21 protein-coding genes are annotated in these 20,519 nt (G+C 62.7%); 13 read left to right on the top strand and 8 right to left on the bottom strand.

What is annotated here, in order from left to right; genetic code table 11:
- Position 1: 1 nt before the first annotated feature.
- Positions 2-1,888, bottom strand: coding sequence for a WecB/TagA/CpsF family glycosyltransferase (locus tag FGM15_05890; protein ID MBU3665394.1), 1,887 nt, complete (start codon positions 1,886-1,888; stop codon positions 2-4).
- Between the two features lie 98 nt (positions 1,889-1,986).
- On the opposite strand from FGM15_05890, the gene FGM15_05885 reads away from it, so the two are divergent.
- The 3 genes from FGM15_05885 to FGM15_05875 are packed head-to-tail and all read left to right on the top strand — an operon-like array spanning position 1,987 to position 3,549.
- Positions 1,987-2,442 carry a GatB/YqeY domain-containing protein gene (locus FGM15_05885; protein MBU3665393.1) on the top strand — a complete coding sequence of 152 codons (456 nt, stop codon included), beginning with the start codon at positions 1,987-1,989 and terminating at the stop codon, positions 2,440-2,442.
- Complete coding sequence (gene ispD / locus FGM15_05880) at positions 2,399-3,151, top strand: 2-C-methyl-D-erythritol 4-phosphate cytidylyltransferase (GenBank protein MBU3665392.1); 753 nt, start codon at positions 2,399-2,401, stop codon at positions 3,149-3,151. Before FGM15_05885 ends, ispD begins: the two co-directional genes overlap by 44 nt.
- Positions 3,152-3,156: 5 nt before the next feature.
- Positions 3,157-3,549, top strand: coding sequence for a hypothetical protein (locus FGM15_05875; protein MBU3665391.1), 393 nt, complete (start codon positions 3,157-3,159; stop codon positions 3,547-3,549).
- A gap of 6 nt (positions 3,550-3,555) precedes the next feature.
- On the opposite strand, the gene cydB is transcribed toward FGM15_05875, so the two are convergent.
- The 6 genes from cydB to FGM15_05845 all read right to left on the bottom strand — a co-directional run bounded on the left by cydB (position 3,556) and on the right by FGM15_05845 (position 9,420).
- Entirely contained in the window at positions 3,556-4,572 is a 1,017-nt protein-coding gene (gene cydB / locus FGM15_05870; GenBank protein ID MBU3665390.1) for a cytochrome d ubiquinol oxidase subunit II, read from the bottom strand.
- 7 nt (positions 4,573-4,579) lie between these two features.
- Positions 4,580-6,031, bottom strand: a complete 1,452-nt coding sequence (locus FGM15_05865; GenBank protein MBU3665389.1) for a cytochrome ubiquinol oxidase subunit I — start codon at positions 6,029-6,031, stop codon at positions 4,580-4,582.
- A 45-nt stretch (positions 6,032-6,076) separates the two neighbouring features.
- On the bottom strand, positions 6,077-7,201 hold the full coding sequence (locus FGM15_05860; GenBank protein MBU3665388.1) for a PQQ-dependent sugar dehydrogenase: 1,125 nt from the start codon (positions 7,199-7,201) through the stop codon (positions 6,077-6,079).
- The gene (locus FGM15_05855; protein ID MBU3665387.1) at positions 7,198-7,968 is read right to left on the bottom strand and encodes a prepilin-type N-terminal cleavage/methylation domain-containing protein; all 771 of its coding nucleotides are present in this window, start codon (positions 7,966-7,968) and stop codon (positions 7,198-7,200) included. The genes FGM15_05860 and FGM15_05855 overlap by 4 nt, the downstream gene beginning before the upstream one ends.
- Complete coding sequence (locus FGM15_05850) at positions 7,932-8,327, bottom strand: transcriptional repressor (protein MBU3665386.1); 396 nt, start codon at positions 8,325-8,327, stop codon at positions 7,932-7,934. Before FGM15_05850 ends, FGM15_05855 begins: the two co-directional genes overlap by 37 nt.
- A gap of 202 nt (positions 8,328-8,529) precedes the next feature.
- On the bottom strand, positions 8,530-9,420 hold the full coding sequence (locus FGM15_05845) for a hypothetical protein (protein ID MBU3665385.1): 891 nt from the start codon (positions 9,418-9,420) through the stop codon (positions 8,530-8,532).
- A 29-nt stretch (positions 9,421-9,449) separates the two neighbouring features.
- Here FGM15_05845 and FGM15_05840 point away from each other — a divergent pair, with 29 nt between their 5' ends.
- The 9 genes from FGM15_05840 to FGM15_05800 all read left to right on the top strand — a co-directional run bounded on the left by FGM15_05840 (position 9,450) and on the right by FGM15_05800 (position 17,820).
- On the top strand, positions 9,450-10,772 hold the full coding sequence (locus FGM15_05840; protein MBU3665384.1) for a glycoside hydrolase family 1 protein: 1,323 nt from the start codon (positions 9,450-9,452) through the stop codon (positions 10,770-10,772).
- An 80-nt stretch (positions 10,773-10,852) separates the two neighbouring features.
- The gene (locus tag FGM15_05835) at positions 10,853-11,752 is read left to right on the top strand and encodes a zinc ABC transporter substrate-binding protein (protein ID MBU3665383.1); all 900 of its coding nucleotides are present in this window, start codon (positions 10,853-10,855) and stop codon (positions 11,750-11,752) included.
- 14 nt (positions 11,753-11,766) lie between these two features.
- Positions 11,767-12,543, top strand: coding sequence for a metal ABC transporter ATP-binding protein (locus tag FGM15_05830; GenBank protein ID MBU3665382.1), 777 nt, complete (start codon positions 11,767-11,769; stop codon positions 12,541-12,543).
- Positions 12,540-13,394, top strand: coding sequence for a metal ABC transporter permease (locus tag FGM15_05825; GenBank protein ID MBU3665381.1), 855 nt, complete (start codon positions 12,540-12,542; stop codon positions 13,392-13,394). The genes FGM15_05830 and FGM15_05825 overlap by 4 nt, the downstream gene beginning before the upstream one ends.
- Positions 13,391-14,062 (top strand): alpha/beta fold hydrolase, encoded by a 672-nt coding sequence (locus FGM15_05820; protein ID MBU3665380.1) that lies wholly within the window; start codon positions 13,391-13,393, stop codon positions 14,060-14,062. The genes FGM15_05825 and FGM15_05820 overlap by 4 nt, the downstream gene beginning before the upstream one ends.
- 36 nt (positions 14,063-14,098) lie before the next feature.
- Positions 14,099-15,202, top strand: coding sequence for an aminopeptidase P family protein (locus FGM15_05815; protein MBU3665379.1), 1,104 nt, complete (start codon positions 14,099-14,101; stop codon positions 15,200-15,202).
- 51 nt (positions 15,203-15,253) lie between these two features.
- Positions 15,254-15,931: a zinc metallopeptidase gene (locus FGM15_05810; protein MBU3665378.1), complete on the top strand. Its 678-nt coding sequence runs from the start codon at positions 15,254-15,256 to the stop codon at positions 15,929-15,931.
- Complete coding sequence (gene thiD, locus FGM15_05805) at positions 15,924-16,730, top strand: bifunctional hydroxymethylpyrimidine kinase/phosphomethylpyrimidine kinase (protein ID MBU3665377.1); 807 nt, start codon at positions 15,924-15,926, stop codon at positions 16,728-16,730. The genes FGM15_05810 and thiD overlap by 8 nt, the downstream gene beginning before the upstream one ends.
- Positions 16,642-17,820, top strand: coding sequence for a hypothetical protein (locus tag FGM15_05800; GenBank protein ID MBU3665376.1), 1,179 nt, complete (start codon positions 16,642-16,644; stop codon positions 17,818-17,820). Before thiD ends, FGM15_05800 begins: the two co-directional genes overlap by 89 nt.
- Before the next feature lie 4 nt (positions 17,821-17,824).
- Here FGM15_05800 and FGM15_05795 read toward each other — a convergent pair whose 3' ends face one another.
- Positions 17,825-19,108 (bottom strand): hypothetical protein, encoded by a 1,284-nt coding sequence (locus FGM15_05795; GenBank protein MBU3665375.1) that lies wholly within the window; start codon positions 19,106-19,108, stop codon positions 17,825-17,827.
- A 92-nt stretch (positions 19,109-19,200) separates the two neighbouring features.
- Here FGM15_05795 and FGM15_05790 point away from each other — a divergent pair, with 92 nt between their 5' ends.
- A complete protein-coding gene (locus tag FGM15_05790; GenBank protein ID MBU3665374.1) occupies positions 19,201-20,502 on the top strand; it encodes an efflux RND transporter periplasmic adaptor subunit in 1,302 nt (433 codons plus the stop codon).
- Positions 20,503-20,519 lie beyond the last annotated feature (17 nt).

Here is a 20,519-nt window from a genome sequence, read left to right as displayed (position 1 = left end):
GTCAGTCCTGCCCCGAGATCCGTTCGAAGATCGTCTCGTAGCGTTCGAGCACAGCGTCCCAGCAAAACAGCTTGGCCCGTTCGAGGGCTCGGCGACCTGCGTCGGCACACTGTTCGGGATGATCTTTGGCCCACGCAAGCTTTGCCGCGAGGCTCTGCCGCGGGTCGGCGGGGCCGAATGGAATTCCCGCGTCGCCGATTACTTCGCGCGTCGCCGCGCAGTCGTGATAGATGATCGCTTTTCCCATCCCGAGTTGGTCGAGCAAAACAAGTCGGGTCGCCTCGATTGTCGCGGGCATGACGAAGGCGCGGGCGTTCTGGCTGAGTTCGATGTAGGAATCGGCGAAACGCAAACCGGTGAAAATGACGCGATCCGTGGCCAGCTTCCCGAGTTTGCGCCGGTAGGCATGCTCGTAGGGGTCGCTTCCAACAATCACGAGAGGCAGAGGATCCGGAACTTCGCGGTAGGCACGGAGGAGGAGTTCGGCTTCGTTCTCGGGGGTGAGCCGCGAGACGTAGAGAAAATATTCCCCGGCCTTCACATTCCACCGCTCCAGCTCTCCGCAGTGCACGGGCTTTTCGCGCATGGTCAGTCCGTATGACAAATGCTCCGGATGCACGCCGTAGTGTTTCTCGTATCGTTCGGCGGTGGTCGCGTTGTCGGCGATGATGGAATCGGAGAACTTCGCCGCCCATCGCTCGCTCTTTTTCAGCCATAAACGCGCGAAACCGCTCCATTTTTTCCGCCGGAAGTCGGCTCCATCCACGTTGACGATGACTTTCATGCCGCGTGCGCGGGCCAAGCGCGCAAGGATCGCGTTGCCGACACCGCAGAGATAAATGATGTCATAGCGGCGGCGCACGGCATCGATCATCGAAAGTGTGGTATGCACGATGGTGTCGAGGCTCTTGGTCGGGATGGTGGGCAGGCCGATGATGCGCATACCTTCCCATACCGGCTGGGGGTTGCCGAAGTTCGGAAGGCGGTTGTAGACGGTGACCGGATGCCCTTTGGACGCGAGGCGTTTGCCGAGTTCCTCCACCACGACCTCGAAGCCGGAGTAGCGCGCCGGCACACCGCGCGAGCCGAGGAACGCGATGCTGGGGAGACGCCCGGATTCGCGGTCTTTTTCCGGTGTTCCGAGCAGCGCATCGCGCAGGCTGTAGTAAATAAACAGTGTATTGAAGCGTGCATAACGGCGCCACAAGCGCCTTGGTTCCTGCCACAGGCGGTAAGCCCAAGTGATGCCAAGCCGCTGCACCCACGCGGGTGCGAATGTGCGTTGCCCGGCAAGCAGCACGAATGCGTCGCCCACCGCAAAGAAAACCCCCCGCGCGTGCCGCCCGAGGTTCGCATCGATCCAGCGCTCCTGTCTCTCCCCGCCGAGTGCCACCCACACGAAGTCCGGCTTGGCCGCGGCGATCTGCGCCGCGAAGGAGATTTCATCATCCTCGGTCCAGTCGCGGAATGGCGGCGACAGCGTGCCGGCGACTTGCAGTCCGGGCTGCACATCGCGCAGGTGCGCGACCAGTGCATCGAGCGTATCCGGTGTTCCGCCGAAAAAAAAGTGCCGCCACGGGCGAGGTGTGGCGCGAACCATTTGCTCCATGAAATACGGCCCGTAAACGCGGTCCTTCAGCCCGGCTCCCTGCGCGTTGAGAGCCCAGCGCAGCGGCATGCCGTCGGGCAGCACGAGATCGAACCGTCTCATCACCCCGGCGAATCCGGGTTTTTGGCGCGCGAGCGAAATGATGTGCGTGTTGCTCGCGGCGACCGAAGCCGGACGGTTTTCGCCGGCCAGCCGCTTGCACTCCTCTACGGCCGAGGCGTAATCGACCACCGCCACGGGCGTGCCGAGAATCGGGATCTTGCGCGGGGAACTGCTCATTCTTTGCCCGCCAACCTACTGGGGCGACGGGCCGCCCGCAATCGCGGGGCGGGAAACCGCTCGCCCGCGAAGGGGCCTTGCCCGTATTCTCCCTGCCTATGGCCCTGACCGAAAAAATCGACTCCGATATCAAGCACGCCATGAAAGCGAAAGATTCCGTCCGGCTCGGGGCCCTGCGGATGCTGAAGTCGTCGCTAAAATACGCCGTCATCGAAAAAGGTTCCGGCACGGAAGCCGCCTTGGATGACGCGGACGTTGTTTCCGTCATCCGCAAGCGGATCAAGCAATGCCAGGATGCCGTGGACGGTTTCGTGAAAGGCGGCCGCGCCGAACAAGCGGAAAAGGAAAAGGCCGAGATCACTCTCCTCGAGAGCTACCTTCCTTCCGCGCTTTCCGCCGACGAGTTGGCGGCGCTTGTGCGCGCGGCGATTGTCGAGACGGGCGCAACCGGCAAAGCGCAGATGGGTGCGGTGATGAAGGCCGTGATGACGAAGGCGGCCGGCCGTGCCGATGGCAAATCCGTCAACGCGGAGGTTCAAAAGCAACTTGGCTAAGCCGCGCACATCGAAGAAGGAGAGTATTTGGGCCGTCATCGTTGCCGGCGGTGCCAGCCGTCGCATGGGTTTCGACAAACTCACCGCCGACCTCGGGGGCAAACCCGTGCTTGCGTGGAGCATCGAAACTTTTGGGGAGTGCCGGGCGATCGACGCCATCGTTCTGGTTTGCGCCGCCAACACGCGCCAGCACTTCGAGGAGATCGCTCGGGCAGCCGCGCCGCAAAAGCTGCGCGCCGTGGTCGAGGGAGGTGCGCACCGTCATCTTTCCGTGGCCGAAGGTCTGGATCACGTCCCGCCGGACGCGGCCATGATTGCCGTGCATGACGCGGCCCGTCCGCTTGTCAGCCTCGGCGTGATCGAGCGCTGCCTTGAATCCGCCCGCAACACGGGCGCCGCGGCCTGCGCGCAACCGGTCACCGACACGCTCAAGCGCATCAACGACGAGGGGTTGGTTGTCGAAACCGTGGATCGCGCCCATCTTTGGTCCGTGCAGACTCCGCAGGTTTTCCGAGCAGAACTTTTACGCCACGCCTATGCCGAGGTGGTGGCGGCGGGAACGGTGGTGACCGACGAAACTTCGGCCGTGCAGGCTGCGGGGGCGCCGGTGGCGCTGGTCGAGTCTCACGAATGGAACGGCAAAATCACGTTTCCCGACGATCTTGAACTCGCCCGCGCGATCGTGCGCGGACGCCGGCCCCCCCGTTGACACTCGTGTTTTGGCGATTCTTCATCGTCGGCCTCGTTTGTTTTTTTCTCGGCACGGGCGCGGCGATGTTATTCGCGCCGATGCAGCAAAGGGGAGGCCCGCAAGAAATGCCGTCGTGCCCGTTCCTCGACGGCAGGAATTTTTCGGCGATGCGTCCCGAGGTGATCGCGGCGGCGGGTTCCTACGAGGCGATCCGCGAGACGTTGGCCCGCGCTTCGCTCGATGGCGTGGCGGCGCAGGCGGAGGTCATCGCGCGGGCTTTCGAAACCGGCGATCCGCAGATTGCAGCCTGTGCCAAGAAAGTCGCAGGGGCTCCCGACATTGAATCCGCCCGGCGGGCTTTTCTCCGACTGCACCGCCTGATGGCGAAGCACGCACAGCTTGAGCCGCAGGAGTAAGAACGATCAGTAGCTGTGCGGGGTGAGTTTCACCTTGCCCCGGAAAATGTAGTAAACGCTCGCGGTGTAAGCGAGGACGACGGGAACGCCGATCACGGCGATGACGAGCATGATCGTATGGGTCTTGGGCGTCGAAGCGGCGTTGTAGATCGTAAGGCTGTTTTGCGGATCGGGCATGGAGAGCACCATGTCCGGATAAACGGTCAGTCCGAACAGGGCCATGAGCAGGGCCATCGCGGCGCACGAGGAAAGGAACGCCCGGAATTCGTTGCCATTGCGATTTTCGCGCGGGATGTTCATCACCGCGAGCACGTTGAGGGCGAAGACGGCGAGCAACCACGGGCGGTCGCGCAGTTTCTCCAGCAGATGCGGCGCGTAAAACAGCGTGGCGATGTTCAGGGCGATATAAAAAAACAGGAACACGGCAATCGTGCGCCCGACCCATGTGCGCACGCGCGCCTGCAAGTTCCCCTCGGTTTTCATAACGAGGTAGATCGACCCGTGCATGGCAAAGAGCGCGACCGTGGTGAGCCCGAGCAGCAGCGCGTAGGGATTCAGAAGATGGAAAAATCCGCCGGTGTAATTGCCTCGCGCGTCGAGCGGGATGCCCTGGAGGATGTTGCCCATGGCCACGCCGATGAGAAGGCCGGAGACGATGCTGCCGAGGGAAAAGCCCGTATCCCACATGGTGCGCCACCAGTGCCATTGCTCTTTGCTGCGGAACTCGATGGCCACCGCCCGGAAAATGAGAGCGGCCAGCAGGGCCATGAACGCGAGGTAAAACCCGGAGAAAACCGTGGCATAGACCCCGGGGAAGGCGGCGAAGAGCGCACCGCCGCCGGTGACAAGCCACACCTCGTTGCCGTCCCACACGGGCCCGATGGCGTTGAGGAAGATGCGACGGTCTTCGTCTTTTTTGACAAAGAGGTGCAAAGCGCCGACGCCGAGATCGAAGCCGTCGAGCATGGCGTAGCCCGTGAAGAGGACGCCGACCAAAATGAACCAGATGGTGTTGAGGTCCATGGTGCGATCAGCCGGCCGCGCTGGCCTGCCCTTTGCGCCGTTCCATCAGCGCAATCCAGCTCTCCGGCATCGTTTCACTGTCCTCCTCGTTGTCCGGACCCCGTTGGATCTTGCGCGCAAGCAGGTAAAGGAAAACGGCAAAGAGCAGCGCGTAGATCAGGCTGAACATGATGAGCGATGCCAGCACGTGGTTGGCCGCGACCACCTCCGACAACCCCTGCGATGTGCGCATGAGCCCGTAAACGATCCACGGCTGGCGCCCCATCTCGGCGGTAAACCATCCGGCCTGGTTGGCGACCTGCGGTCCGAGCACCGAAAGCACGAGGATGCAATAATACGCGCGGACAAGAGGGTTGGCTGTTTCGAAGAGCCATCCGCGCCACCACAGAAATATCCCGAGCCATGCGACGCCGATGAGAGCCATGCCGATGGCGATCATGATGTGGTAAAATTGGAACACGGGTTGCACGGGCGGCCACTCCTGCGCGGGGAAAGCATCGAGGCCCTTGACCACGGTTTCCGTCGATCCGCCGACCAGATAGCTGAGCATCCCGGGGATTTTCAGTCCGATAACCTCTTGGCTGTCCGTATTCACCCAGCCGGCGACAGACATCGGAGCGTCGGTTTGGGTTTTGAAAATTCCTTCCATCGCTGCCAGCTTGGCGGGCTGGTTTCTCGTCACGCCATCGGCGGACTTTGCGCCGGTAGCCAGTTGAAGCAGCGACGCGACGGCCGCGACGCACAGTCCGATTTTCAGCGATGAGGCCGCGAATTCTTTGTGGCGTCCGCGAAGCAGATAAAACGCGCTGATCCCGACCACGAGGAACGCGCCGGTCTGCCAGGCGCCGACAAGGACGTGCGAAAGTCGGTCCATCGACGAAGGATTGAAAACCATGGCCCAGAAATCGTGGATGACGGCGCGCGAGTGGAGGATTTGGTCGGCGGTCGGCACGAAGCCCGGCGGCATGATCTCGCCGTTGTATTCGATGGAAAACCCGGCCGGTGTTTGCATCCAAGAGTTGGCGACGACGATCCACACCGCGCTGAAGTGCGCGCCGAGGCAGACCATGAGGGTGGAGAAAAAATGAAGTTTGGGCCCGACCTTGTTCCATCCGAAAAGCAGGATGGCCAGGAATCCGGACTCGAGGAAAAACGCGAAGATGCCCTCGGCGGCGAGGGCGCTGCCGAAGACGTCGCCCACGAAGCGCGAATAAGCGGCCCAGTTCGTCCCGAATTCGAATTCCATCACGATGCCGGAGGCCACACCGATGGCGAAGGTGAGGCCGAAGATGCGGGTCCAATAGCGGGCCATGTTGTGGTAGCGCACGTGGCCGGTTTTCAGCCACATGGCCTCCATGATGACCAAGATCACGCCGAGACCGATGCTCAGCGGCGGGTAGAGGTAATGAAACGCGACGGTGAACGCGAACTGGATCCGCGAGAGTATTTCAACGTCCATCGTCCGGGAGACTACAGCGGCGGGGACGCGAGCCGAGAAATAACTTCACTCGGCCGGAACCAGCCGCACGACTTTGCCCGGCTCGTCGTAAACGACGTAGAGAAATCCGTCGTCGAACACTCGGACATCGCGGATGCGTCCCGTATCTTTGAGCAGAATTTCCTGTGCGGCAACGATCGCTCCGGAGAGTTCGATGCGCACGAGCCGCTGTCCGGCGAGCCCGCCGGCAAAGAGGTTGCCCTGCCAGCGTGGAAATTTGTCCCCGCGGTAGAGCGCGAGCCCCGATGCGGCGATGACCGGGGTCCACTGCGCCACGGGATCCTCCATGCCGGGAAGGCTGGTTTTGTCGGTGATGGTCGTTCCGCTGTAGTTGATACCGAAGGTCGCGACCGGCCACCCGTAGTTGGCGCCTTTGCGGATGATGTTCAGCTCGTCGCCGCCCCTCGGTCCGTGTTCGGTTTCCCAAAGTCTTGCCGAAGCGGTGTCATAGACCAGCCCCTGCGGATTGCGCACTCCGTAGGCCCAGATGGAAGGCATCGCGCCCGGCGTGGCGACGAACGGGTTGTCCGGCGGCACCGCGCCATCGTCGCGAAGCCGGTGAATTTTTCCCGTCACGCTCGAAAGGCTCTGCGCGAGGTTCCGCGGATTGGTGGGTCCGCCGCGGTCGCCGATGGAAAAGAAAAAGTTGCCGCGTCCGTCGAACGCGATGCGCGATCCGAAATGGACCACGGCTTCGGTGGCCTGATCCGCGGGCGGTTCGAAGATGGTTTCCAAGTCCGCGAGTTTGCCGCCGTCCAGTTTCGCCCGGACAACCGAAGTGAGCGCGCCTTTGCCGGTCGGTTTGGAAAAAGTCAGATAGATCCATCCGTTCTCCGCGTAGTCCGGATGCAATTCCACATCGAGCAGTCCCCCCTGGCCGCGGGCGAAGACGGGTGGAACGCCCGCGATGTTTTGCGGCGGCGCCCCGGCTCTGTCGATCAGAAGCAGATTGCCTTGGCGCTCGGTGACGAGGAAGCGTCCGTCGGGCAGTTTTTCGACAGCCCACGGATGGTCGAGATTTTCGGCGACCGGCTCGACGCGGAAGCGGTGGGCTTCGGAGGTGACGGTTTCGCCCGGCGACGCGTGGCAGAAAACAAGGAGACTGCAGAGGACGGGGATGCCGCTCTTCATGGTGTATTGGTGTGCACAAGTTCAGCCGTCCCGTCGAAGCGAAAAACCGCACGGCGATCGCCCAGAGGCGGATCGGGCGGTGCGTTGGCTTTCCATGGCGCCGCGGCCACTTGGGGCTGTTTGCGGTCGGCCGTGCTCATCATCCACAAGGCCGCCGGCCCGACAACCGCGGCAAGGGGCATGTTTTCCACCGGCGGTTGCCCCGCGGTCGCAACGCGTCCGAAAGGCGAAATAACTGCGCCGCTGCCGTTTGTGACCGATGAGTTCATAACCCACACGCGCATCTGCGAACGGTCCGAGGGTTGCGCCACGCGGACATAAGCGCGGGGCAGCAGGGATTCGACGATGAACTTCCCCTCGTTCGTCCGGATCCCGAGGTAAGCGGCGCACTCGGTGACAATGCGCCCGCCGCGTCCGTGCTCGTATTCCAACACTTGCCCGGGGAAAAGGGGCGGGAGCAGACCGCCGTGGTCGGAGGCGTAATGCAGCACCGCCGCGCCCATGGCTCGCGTTTTGGCCAGTGCGTCGGCCCGGTCGCCGCGGTGCATCATGGTGCCGAACACCGCCGCAGCGAGCGCGGCGAGAAGGGCGAGAATGGCGATGGCGACCAGCAGCTCGCTCAGGGAGAAAGCGTGATTGCGCCGTCGGCGGTCTTGTCTGGCGCAAGGCCGCATGAACAAAAGGCCCGTCCTGGAGGACGGGCCTTTTCCGGATAAAAATCCGAACCTGATCAAGCAGGCGTTGTTCCGCCTCCCTTGGCTGCGCATTCCGCGCAGGCTCCGTAAAGGGTGAGCGAGTGGCGTTTGACCACAAATCCCTGCGGAGCAATCTGATCGATGCCGGAGGCGCAGGCCTCGACCTCGAACACGCGCTGGCATGCGTCGCAGAGGAAGTGGTGGTGGTGTTGAGGGTGCTTGCGCTCGTAGTGGGGCGGTGCACCCGGAATCTCCACGATCTCCACTTCCCCCATGTCCATGAGGATGCGCAGAGCGCGGTAAACGGTTGCGATGCCCAACCCGGGCGACAGGCCGCGTGCAACCGTCCAGATGTCAGCAGGCGTCATGGGACGGCCAGCATCCTCCAGCGTTTTCTGCACGGCGGATCGTTGTCTTGTAGCGTAGTTCACTTTTGTTGTTTCTTGTTGGATTATGTCTATGACACGAATGTCACATCCAAACAATTCCCACAGACCATTTTAATTTGCAAATTAATTTTACCTTCCGGCGCCAAGCCCAAGGACAAAGCAAATAACGTAAACGCCATTCCTATTGACTCTGGGCTCCGACAATTTGGCGCTGCGCAAGATCAGCGATGCTGGCGCGGCCCGACTAGGAATCGTTCCTTAACACACGGAAGACGCCGTTCTTGTCCCGGTAGAATCCGCGCAATTCGGGCTCTTCGCCGGTCAACGTTTTCATTGCGCGTTCCAGCCAACTGATATTCGCCTGTTTCTTGTCGGCACGCAGGCTGCCGTCCGGATTGTTGACCTCCTCGAATGGTCGCGTGATGGCCGCGTAGGCTTGATCCGGCAACCGCGCATGCTCCAGCAAATCGGGGCGATAGACGACAAACCAAGTGCCTCCGTAGCCGTCCGGATCGCGGGGCCGGATGAGGCGGAAAGCGAGTTTGCCGGCTCGAGCGTCCTGCCGCTTCGGGCTCAAACTGTAGAGCGCGCGTATCTGGTCTTTGCCGTCGAGATGGCCGGCGATGAATTCCCGGAAAATCCGCAGCGTCTTGCCGTTGAGCGGGCGGTCGCCGTAAATGCCCAACTCCACGGCGACCGGGCTGTCGGGGCGCCCGTAAACATTAAGCTCCCACTCGTGGTTCACCTTGAAGGAGAGGTAAGGGATGTTGCGCAACAGGCCGTTGTCGATGGCGGTCGGCGGAATCTGCTCGAAGGCCTGCACCGAGTCGTAGGTGCGCATGTCGTGCACGATCGAGCGCCACGAAGGCAGACCGTTCTTCTCGACGATGTCCTGAAAGATCGCCTCGCCGTTGGGCGCGTCGTCGATACGGCGGATGTATTCCTTGGGAAGCCGCGCTTCGCCTTTGTCGGTCTCCAGCACGACCATGTCGCGCGTGTTCTGCAGGATCAGGCCGTGCAACTCCGTGCCGTCGTTGAGTTCCACCGAATCGGGGGCTTGTTCGGATCGCAGCGCGGCGCCCGCAACGGTCGGCAGCAAGCACCCGATGGCGACAAGGACGCGAATTGCCAACATTTGGCGAAGATACTAACGTGCAAAATCCGATGCAAGCAGCCCGACTTCTTCTCGCCACCGCGCTGGTTGCTCTCGCCGGTTGCGTCACGCCGCCGGGTCAATACCGGAAGCCCGCGGATGCGGTGGTGTTGAAGCCTTTGCCGAAGGAAAAATTCTGGTGGGGCACATCGACCGCCAGTTTCCAGAACGAGGATCGCGGCATGGCGGCGGACGATCCGATGAACTTCCGCACCGACTGGGACGTCTTTGCCGGGGAGGGCAAAGCGCCGGCGCGCGGCGACAAAGCAGTGTCTTCATGGTCGAGGTTCGATCTCGACCTCAAAGCGCTGAAGCAGCTCGGGGTGTCGCATTTCCGTTTCGGCGTCGAGTGGGCGCGCGTGGAACCCAAGCCCGGCGTGATCAACGGGCAGGCCTTGGCCCGTTACGTGGGAATGGCGCGCCAGCTGCGCGCCGCGGGCATCGAGCCCGTCGTCAATCTCTGGCACTTCACGTTTCCCGATTGGCTTTACGACGGTCACGACAAGAGCCGTGCGAACTTTCTCCACCCTGATGCGCAGGAAGCCTGGCGTGCGCACGTGACCCGCGTGGTCCGCGCCATGAAGCCTTACGTGCGCATCTACGTTCCGCAGAACGAGCCCAACGGTGCGCTCAATCTGGGTTACATCGCCGGACACTGGCCGCCGGGGCTCCTGCTTCATCCCTTCGCTTACAAGCGCGCCATGCGCGCCTCTGCCGAAATGTTCCGCGATGCGGCGGCGATCATCCGCCGCGAACGCCCGGATGCCCTTGTCATGGGGATTTATTCCCTTCCGGACTGGCGACGGAGCTTCTTCGGCGATCCGACCGCGGTGGTTTACAATGTCGTGCAGCGCCAGAATTTCGACCATCTCGACAAGGTGGCCGACACCATGGACATCATCGGCGTGAACTACTACTACGCGCAGGATGCCAATATTATGCGCTTCCTCAACCGCGGCCACGGCGAAATGTCATCCAACTACACGCAGATGGGTTGGGAGATCGTGCCGGAGGGGCTCTACAACGTTCTCACCGCGGTGAACAAGCGCTACGGCAAACCCATCGTCATTTCGGAAAACGGCCTCGGCACGCAGAGCGAGCAGAAACGCATCCGCTACCTGCGCGAACATATCGCACAGATGCGGCGCGCGATGGCCGACGGCGTCGATGTGCGCGGCTATTTCCCTTGGACCCTCGTGGACAACTACGAGTGGAAAGAGGGCTGGCACGGCCAGTTCGGTCTATTCTCCTACGACAAGGAAACCAACGTCCGCAATCTCGAGCCGGCCGGCAAATGGTTTTCTGCCTACATCAAAGCGCGCCCCAACCCTTGAGCGTTCCCCGCACGCGGTGCGCAGCGGCCTGAACGACCAACGCAACATTTGCTTGATGCGTGGAGAAACTTTGACATCATATGATAACGCATTCTGCATTTGCTAATCATATGAAGATCAAATTGGCGGCTTGGTTGGGTTTGGCGGTGGCTGCGGTCACGTTTGCGCCGGGACTTCGGGGCGCGGAGCCGCTGCGCGTGGTCACGACGTTCTATCCTGTTTACGTGGCCACCTTGAATGTCGCCGCGGGGGTGGACGGCGTGACCGTGGAAAATTTGGCCAGCCCGCATGTCGGCTGTTTGCACGACTACCAACTCACGGCCGGCGATGTGCGCAAACTTTCGGAGGCGGATCTTTTGCTGGCCAATGGTGCGGGCATGGAATCCTTCCTCGGGAAAATTGCGCGGCAGTCGCCGGGGCTGCGCATTGTCGAGGTCAGCGAAGGAATTCCGCTGACGGATGGCAACGCGCATGTGTGGGTCAGCTTCGACGGGGCGAGGCGGCAAGCGGCCAACATTGCCGCGGCATTGTCCTCGGCCGCTCCGGAAAAATCGGCGGCGTTCCGTGCAAATGCGGACAGCTACAAGGCGCGGCTCGGCCGCTTGGAAGAAAAAATGCGCGCGGCTCTTGCCCCATTTGCCGGCACGCCGATTGTCACGTTTCACGAGGCGTTCCCTTATTTCGCGCGTGATTTCAAATTGGAGATTGCCGGCGTGGTGGAGCCCGAGCCGGGGACCGAGCCGAGTGCGCGCGAACTTGCCGATATGGTCGATCTTGTGCGCACGCGGCGCGTGAAAGCGCTTTTCACCGAGCCTCAATTTTCCGGCAAGTGCGCGCAGATCATCGCGTCGGAAACGGGGTCCAAAGTTTATGAGTTGGATCCCGTGGTGACCGGTCCCTCCGATCCCGGTGCCGCGAAAGACGCATGGCTGGCCGCGATGGAAAAAAATCTCGCCGTTCTGCAGGAGGCCTTGCGCTGATACGATTGCCGCCGATGGAACTCCCGTCCGACAACGCACCCGCGCACCACGGCATCGCCCCCCACCGCTGCGGGGAATGCTGCACGACGCTCCGTGACGTCGGCGTGCGCTACCACGGTGTCCCCGTGTTGGAGCATGTCGATCTGCACCTTCATTGCGGCGAACTCACGGCGGTCATCGGCGAAAACGGCGCGGGCAAGACCACCCTCGTGCGCTGCCTCTTGGGCGAGATGCCGCACTCGGGCGAAGTGCATTTCATGGACGCAGCGCACCGCCGCAAAGACAGCCCGTTGATCGGCTACGTTCCGCAGCATGCGTCGTTCGACCGCGATGCGCCGGTGAGTGTGCTCGACCTTTTTGCCGCCTCGCTTTCCAAGCGCCCTGCATGCCTCGGTGTTCCCCGGGCGGTGGTCGGCCAGGCTCGCGAGGGGTTGGCGCGCACCGGCGCCGAGCACTTGCTGCGTCGCCAACTGGGGACGCTGTCCGGCGGCGAATTGCAGCGTGTGCTCCTCGGGTTGGCGCTCACGCCGGTGCCGAATATTCTCGTGCTGGATGAGCCGATGTCCGGCGTGGACCACAGCGGTCGCGAGAAATTCTACGAGCTGATTTCGAAGCTGCGCCGCGAATACGATCTGGCCGTTCTCCTCGTTTCGCACGACTTGGCCACGCTCGCCCGATTTGCCGACCGCATGGTCTTTCTCGACCGGCGCATCGTCTGCGAGGGCACGCCGTCCGAAGTATTGCACGATCCCCGCGTGCGCGAGGCCTTCAGTCTGGAGTCTTTGTCATGACCGGTGCTTGGCTCGAGTTCTGGCACCGTTCGGTGTCGCAGCTTCCCTTCGAGTGGGCGCAATACTCGTTCATGCGCCTCGCGCTGCTCGCGGTGCTCGTCATCGCCCCGCTGCTCGGCGGTCTGGGCACGGTGGTGGTGGCCAACCGTTTGGCGTTTTTTTCCGAGGCGATCGGCCATGCGGCCTTCACCGGCATCGCCATCGGCGTGCTCCTCGGACTCGGCAACCCGCTGTGGTCGATGGTCGGATTTGCCTTGATCCTGACCCTTGCCATCGCGTGGGTGCGGCAACGCGGAGGATTGTCGTCCGACACCGCGATCGGGCTGGTCATGGCTTTCACGGTTTCGCTTGGCATCGTCATTTTGTCCAAAGGCGGCGACTTTGCGCGTTACACGAATTTTCTCATCGGCGACATGCTCGGTGTCACGCCGTCCGACATTGCTGTGCTCGGTGTTCTCGCCGTTGCGGTGCTCGTTCTCTTTTTCGCTTTTTTCAACCGTCTTCTGCTTGCCAGCGTGAGCCCGGCTTTGGCCCGCAGTCGCGCGCGTCATCCGGGCGCAGCGCAGCTTGCTTTCGCCTGCATGCTCGCCGTGGTGGTGACGTTCAGTCTCCCTTGGATCGGTATTCTCGTGATCAACGCACTGTTGCTCCTGCCGGCCGCCGCCGCGCGCAATCTCGGGCGCAGCACAGCCCAATTCTTCGGATGGGCGGTGGTCATCGCCATCATCTCCGGAGTCGCGGGATTGGTCGTCTCGTTTTACGCCTCGACCGCGACCGGCGCGACCATCGTGCTCGTGTCCATGGCTGTCTATGCAGCCACGCTTTTTGTGCCGGGCCGCGCGTCGTCGTGAAACCGCGCGTCGTTGCTTTGCACGGCTTTCTCGGCCGGGGAAGAGATTGGGATGCCGTGCGCGCTGCGTCATCTGCGGACCTCGAATGGATTTGTCCCGATTTGTTCGCGCCCGGTGCGCCGGCGATCGGCGAGGCGCCCGCGTTTGAGGCAAAGGCGTGGCTTGCGGGCTATTCGTTCGGGGGAAGGCTCGCCCTGCGGTGGCTGATGTGCGAGCCGCAGCGTTGGCACGGCGCGCTGCTGCTTTCGGTCAATCCGGGAAATTTCCAGACGGACGAGGAGCGTGAAGAGCGCAGAAAATCGGATGACGCTTGGGCGGCTGCGTTCCGGAGCGAATCGTGGGAAAAACTCATGGCACGCTGGAATGCGCAGCAAGTTTTTGATGGAAGCGGCGTCCTGCCACGCCAAGAAAGGGATTTCGACCGTGCCAAGCTCGCCGGGGCATTGGATAGGTTTTCCGTCGCGGAGGAGTTCACCGATACGGCCCGCCTCGAGGGAGACTTCGTTTGGATGGCCGGGGGAACCGACACAAAGTTCCGCCGGTTGCTCGAGGAAATGCGCGTCGGCGGTTTTCCCGGAAGCTTTTTTGCCGTCCCGCGCGCGGGTCACCGTCTGCTGATCGACGCCCCGGCCGCGATCGCTGCTGCCGTGGACCGGCTAACGGCTTGATTTCATCCGCCGCGGCAAACGACCCTTCCAAATCTCATGGCCAGACTTCTTTGCGCGCCGAGCCCGCAATCCGCCGACATGCTTTACGCCACCGGCTTCCAGGCCCCGGATCCCTTTCTGTTCCTCGAGCACGGCGGGGTGAAGACCATCGTGCTCGGCGATCTCGAATTCGACCGCGGACGCCGCGATGCGCGCGTGGACGAGATTCTTCCGCTTTCGGAGCTGGCGCGCGAAGCCGGCGGGAATCCTTCGCTCCCGGCCATCGCCGTGCATTTGCTGCGGCGTTTCAAAGTGCGGCGTGTCGATGTGCCTTCCGATTTTCCCCTCGGAATGGCCCGTGCGATCGAGCGGGCGGGAGTCAAAGTCTTCGCGATCGAGGGACATTTCTGGCCCGAGCGCGAATGCAAAACCGCGGAGGAAATCCGCGCCGTCAAACATGCGTTGCACATCACCAAGGCGGGGATTCTTCGTGCCGTGGAAGTGCTGCGCGCGGCGGGCATCGGTCGGAACGGAATTCTTCGCTGGAACGGCAAAACGCTGACCAGCGAAATTGTCCGGGCCGAATCCGACGCCGCGGTTCTGCGGGCCGGTGGAGTGCCGGATGGGACGATCGTGGCGGGCGGGCGGCAGGCCTGCGACCCGCACGAGCGCGGTCACGGTCCGTTGCGCGCACACGAACTGATCATCCTCGATATTTTTCCCCGCGATGCGCGGAGCGGTTTTTTCGGCGACATCACGCGCACGGTGGTGCGGGGACGGGCTTCCGATGCACAGCGTTGCATGTGGGAAACCGTCCGTGCGGCGCAGCGACTCGCCATCAGCATGATCAAACCTTCGGTCCGCGGCGCGGAGGTGCATGATGCCGTGAAGCGTTTTTTTGCGGACCGCGGTTATCCGACCGGTCGCAAACGCGGCCGTTGGACCGGATTTTTCCACGGCACCGGACACGGACTCGGGTTGGATTTGCACGAGGAACCGCGGCTGGCCGCGACGACATTCCGGACCGGGCAGGTATTCACCGTGGAGCCGGGGCTTTATTATCCGGAGACAGGCGGTGTGCGCCACGAGGATGTCGTTGCCGTGACCCGAGCCGGCTGCGAGCGGCTCTCCCGGGTTGCGGTCCCCCTCGAGCTGCATTGAATCTTCGAACGGGATTGCGCATTTGTTGTCTGTTGAGATGATTTCCAAGCCATGAACATGTCCATTTACCTTCTTCTTATCGGTGTCCCTTTGGTCCTGGGACTTTATGCCCAGATGCGCGTTTCGGGCGCGTTCGGCAAATACAAGAGAGTCCCGGCCACCTCGGGGATCACCGGTGCGCAGGCGGCTCGGGAGATTCTCAACGCGGCCAAAATCCACGATGTCGAGGTGCGGGAGATCAACGACATGCTCGGCGACCACTATGATCCGATGAAAAAGCGTCTCTGCCTTTCATCGCACGTTTACAACTCGCCGAGTGTTGCCGCTCTCGGGATCGCCGCGCACGAGTGCGGCCATGCCATCCAGCATGCGCGCGCCTACGCTCCCCTCAAATGGCGCATGGCCATCGTCCCCGCCACGCAGTTCGCCTCGCAGATCCTGCCGCTCGTGATCATCGGCGGTTTCATGTTCCATATCAGCGGACTCATCACCATAGGCATCATCTGCTACGCGGTGTTGGCCGTGTTCCAGCTCATCACGCTGCCGGTGGAATATGACGCGTCGAACCGCGCGAAAGTCATCCTCCAGCAAATGGGCATGGTCCAACCCGGCGGCGAAGCCGCGGGTGTGAATGCCGTGCTCAACGCCGCGGCGCTCACCTATGTTGCCGCCTTTGTCGCCGCGCTCGGCAACCTCGCGTATCTGATCATGGCCCGCCGGAATGAGTAAGCGTGCCCCCGCTCCGCCGGTTGCGTTGACCATCGCCGGCTCCGACAATTCTTGCGGGGCCGGCATTCAGGCGGATCTCAAGACTTTCACCGCCTTCGGTGTTTACGGGCTCACGGCGGTGACCTGCGTCGTCGCGGAAGTGCCGGGTCGCGTCGAGCATGTGCAGGCCGTGAAGCCCGGTGTTCTGCGCTCGCAGATCCGCATGCTTTTCGACGCATATCCCGTCGTCGCTGTGAAAACCGGCATGCTTTATTCCCGCCCCCTTCTGCGCGTGGTCTCCGAGGAACTGGCCGACCGCATCGGTCGCTTTCACCTCGTGGTCGATCCCGTGATGGTGGCAAGCAGCGGGGACCCGTTGCTGAAGCCGGACGCGGTGCGCGCCTATGAACACGAATTGTTCCCGCTGGCGGATGTCATTACGCCGAACCTCGACGAAGCCGCCGTCCTGCTCGGACGCAAAATCCGGACGCGGCATGCGATGGATGCCGCGGCCCGGGAGTTGCATGGAAAATACAGGGCTGCGGTCCTGCTCAAAGGCGGGCATTTGCGTGGATCGCGTGCGGTGGATGTGCTCTGCGACCGCAAAGAAATCCAGGAATTCGTGCTTCCGTTCATTCCGCGCCGCGAAACCCACGGCTCCGGGTGCACGCTGTCTTCGGCTGTCACCGCCGGCCTCGCGCGCGGACGGTCCCTGCGGGTCGCGGTCGGCGATGCGAAGAAGTTTCTGCATCGCGCCATCGAACGCCAGTTGGCGTGGCAACGCGGAAACATCCGCACGGCCGCGCTGCGTTTGGCGTGACGACTCTTTGTCCTGCATCCGCGGAATCGCTTTGAAAACGCGGCCCGCGCCCCCCACATTGGGCGGCATGGCCGCCATTAAAAAATCCGCTGCAGTCGTCACGGTTCTTCTCCACGCGGCGTGCGCTTTTTCGCGGCAGCCCGCGTCCGGTCCCGGGGATCTCGACTCGGCGCAGGTCAAACAGGCCATTTCCATCCTGCGCGAGAATTCGCTCAGCGGCACGGGGATCGATGACACCACCGTTGAGCGCGCAACCTTGGCAGGATTGCTCGAACTGCTGGAGCCCGGCGCGGAAGTGAAGCAGCAGGGCAAGGCGGAAACCAAACCGTCGCCTTTCCGTTCCGAGCTGCTCGAGGGAAACACGGGCTACATCCGTCTCGGCGCGCTCGGATCCGAGAATATCGCGCAGCTCGACGCCGCGCTGCAGGACTTTGCCTCGAAAAAAGTGGACGGTATCGTTTTGGATTTGCGGGCCACGCCCGAGAACCAGGACTATGACCTGGCAGCACAGGCCGCTTCGCGTTTTGTGCCGCCGGGGACAAAGCTTTTCTCCCTTGTCAAGGCCGGTGGCACCGAGGCGCGCGCCTTCAATTCCTCATCTGCCCCGCTTTTTTCTGGCATCCTCATCCTGGTGGCCGACGGTGAAACAGCCGGTGCGGCCGAAGCCTTGGCTGCCGCGCTGCGCGGCAAGGCTGATGCCATGCTCGTGGGTGCACCGACAAGCGGACGCGCCGTCGAGTTCACCGAAGTGCCCCTCGGCGGTGGAAAGGTCCTGCGCTATGCGGCGTCGGAGGTGCGCGTCGAAAAAGAGCCCGCGCTTTATCCGGACGGTCTGGTCCCGGATCTCGAGGTCGAGCAGGACGAGGAGACGAGGCAGGCCGTGTTGGACGGATCGTTGGACAAAGGCGTCGCCGGGTTTGTTTTCGAGACGGAACGACCGCACATGAACGAGGCCGCCCTTGTTGCCGGAACAAACCCGGAAATCGAGGAGGACACCGAAGAAGCTCCCGCTCCTGCGACGATCGACCGTCCGCTCCAGCGCGCCGTGGATCTGGTGACGGCGATGCGGATTTTCCGCAAGCGCGGCTGAAGGCTCAGCGGCGCAGGAAGCCGCGAAGCAAACTGCCTGCAGCTTCCACGGCGGTGCCCGGCATTTCGGCTGCGGCTTCGACAGCCTCGGTCGCGGGTGCCGCGGCGAGCGCTGCCACCACGCGGGCCGTCAGATCTTCCGTCGGTGCGGCGGGCGTGCCGCCCACGCGCACGGACGTCCAGAGATACCCGTCCTTTTCACCGCGGAACAAAAGCGGCACGAACCCGACCAACCACGGACGGCCTTGGCGGCGAACACCGAGCTGCAGATCGGCGCCCAAGCTGCCCGGTGCGTAATGACCCGAACCGTTAACCGAGAGACCCTTGCCCGATACAGCTTCGAGATTGGAAAATTCCATCCGCCCGTCGGGCGAGCGGATAAAGTCGAAGCGGAAAGTTTCCCAAGGGATCTCGTTCCAGTTTTCGCCGGCGAACAAACTGGCCATTTTGACGAGTTGCGGCATCGACTTGCTCACCCCGCCGGTGATTTTCATGCTGCCGCGGAGCGTTCCGCCGCTCAGCCGGGCGTCGCCGCTGCAGCGTCCTTCGAAGTGCGTGCTCACCGCGGGAGACAAAACCGCATCGAGACCGACATCCTGCCACGAGAATTCGCCGGTCCACCCGCTCTCGCTGTGACGCGCAGAGCCGCCGAGCACACCGCCGTGACTGTCGTGCACGGCGAAGCTCCCGATTTCCAGATGTCCGTCGCGCAACTGCGCCGACACACGCTCGATCTTCAGGGGCGGGGTGCCCGGCAAAACGGCCGTGCCGTCTTTTCCCGAGAACGACCAGACACCGTTCTCGCAACCGGCTCGCATGGACATATCGCGCAGTTCCCATCCGCTGTGGTCTGCGTGGCGGAATGTGAGTCTGCCGACGAGAAGATCCAGCGCCGGCAGCCCCGGTCCCGTCGTTGATTTTGCGGCGGATGCGGCGGCTTTTTGGCGTCCGTTCCACACCAACTCGGTGCGGTCGGTCTCGATGTGCAAACGTCCCTGCGCCGGATCGAGGAGTCGCTGCCAGGCGACCGGTGCGCGGACGCCCTCGGCCGCGAGCGATTCCAGCGGCAAATTTCCTTCCCCTTCCAAACGGAAATGTCCCGCGCGCAGAAGCCCCGGTTCCCATGACACATCGTGCAAAGAAACCTTCGCGCCCAATACCTGCGAGAGCGACGAGGCAAGTTCCCTCCGGATCCACCAATTCACCAGATCGTTGCGGAAGAAATAGAGCCCGCCGGCAAGCAGCAGCATGGCGACGAGGAGTCCCGTCGCGGCACGCACCATCTTCATGCGGAAAATAGAGCACCGGCCGGGACGATTGGCCAGAGCCGCTTTGTTTTCTGCTGTGCAACGGGCCCGGCAGCCGTTTTCATGCGCAGGAGATGCAGTCACGATTTTTCCCCTTCGCCGCGGCAGCCTTGCTCCTGCTGACCGGCTGCCCGAAACCCCAGAAGCCTCAACCGCCCGAATTCACCGTTCCCGTTGCCCCGCCGGTGCAGAAAAGTGTGCCCGTCGTCCGGGAATGGGTCGGACTGACCTACGGCATGGTCAATGCCGACATCCTCGCGCAGGTATCCGGCTACCTCGTGTCGCAAGATTACGTGGACGGCTCGCTGGTCAAGAAAGGCCAGTTGCTTTTCCAGATTGACCCGCGTCCGTTCAAAGCCGCGCTTGATCAGGCCTCGGGACAGCTCGAGCAGGCGCAGGCCCTGCTCATCCGCGACGAAGCCAACGCCAAGCGCGCGGTGGACCTGTTGGCGAAAAACGTCATAAGCCGCGAGCAATACGACGACCAGATCCAGAGCTTCGAATCGAGCAAGGCGGCGGTGTCCGCGGCACAAGCAGCCGTGGAACAGGCGCGCCTGAACCTCGAATTCACCAGCATCACCGCGCCGGTCGATGGTTTGGCGGGGATCGCCAAGGCCCAGGTGGGCAACCTCATCGGACCGTCCTCCGGCACGCTCACCACTGTGACCATGGTCGATCCGATCAAAGTGCGGTTCTTCGTCAGCGAGAACGAATACATCAGCTACATCAAACCTTACTTCGGAGATCCCGCGCATCTCTTGAAGGTATCGCAGCGCGGCGGGCTCGGTTTGCAGATCATGCTGAGCGATCAGACGATTTACCCGCAGCCCGGCCGCCTTCTGGCGATCAACAACCAAGTAAGCCAGAATACCGGATCGCTGCAGGCCGAGGCCGAGTTTGCGAACCCCGGTAACCTCCTCCGCACCGGCCAGTTCGCCCGCGTGCGCGGCGTCACCAGCTGGGTGAAAGACGCGCTCCTCGTCCCGCAGCGCGCGATCAACGATCTCCAAGGCAAATCCCAGATCGCCGTTGTCGGCCCGGACGGAAAAGTCGATTTGCGCATCGTGGAGACCGGTCCGACTTACGCGTCGATGCAGGTGGTGACCGACGGGCTCAAGCCGGGTGAAAACGTTGTCGTCGAGGGAATGCAGAAGCTGCGCCAGGGAATGACGGTGAAAACCACTCCGTGGAAGATGCCGCCCGGATTCGCCGAGGATCCCACCTTGCCGGCTCCCGTCGAACCGGAAGATACGGATTTCCAGCGATTGCCGCCCGAGGCCGCCCTCGAGGGAGCGCCCGCTCCTGCCGAGCCCGTCGTGCCGCCCACGCCCGCTCCGACACCGTCGCCTGCAGCATCACCTGCGCCCGGCGCCTGAGGATCGCCCGCATCGAA

The sequence above is a fragment of the Chthoniobacterales bacterium genome, from assembly GCA_018883245.1.
GTDB lineage: Bacteria > Verrucomicrobiota > Verrucomicrobiia > Chthoniobacterales > JACTMZ01 > JACTMZ01.
This window is presented reverse-complemented; position numbering and strand designations above follow the sequence as displayed.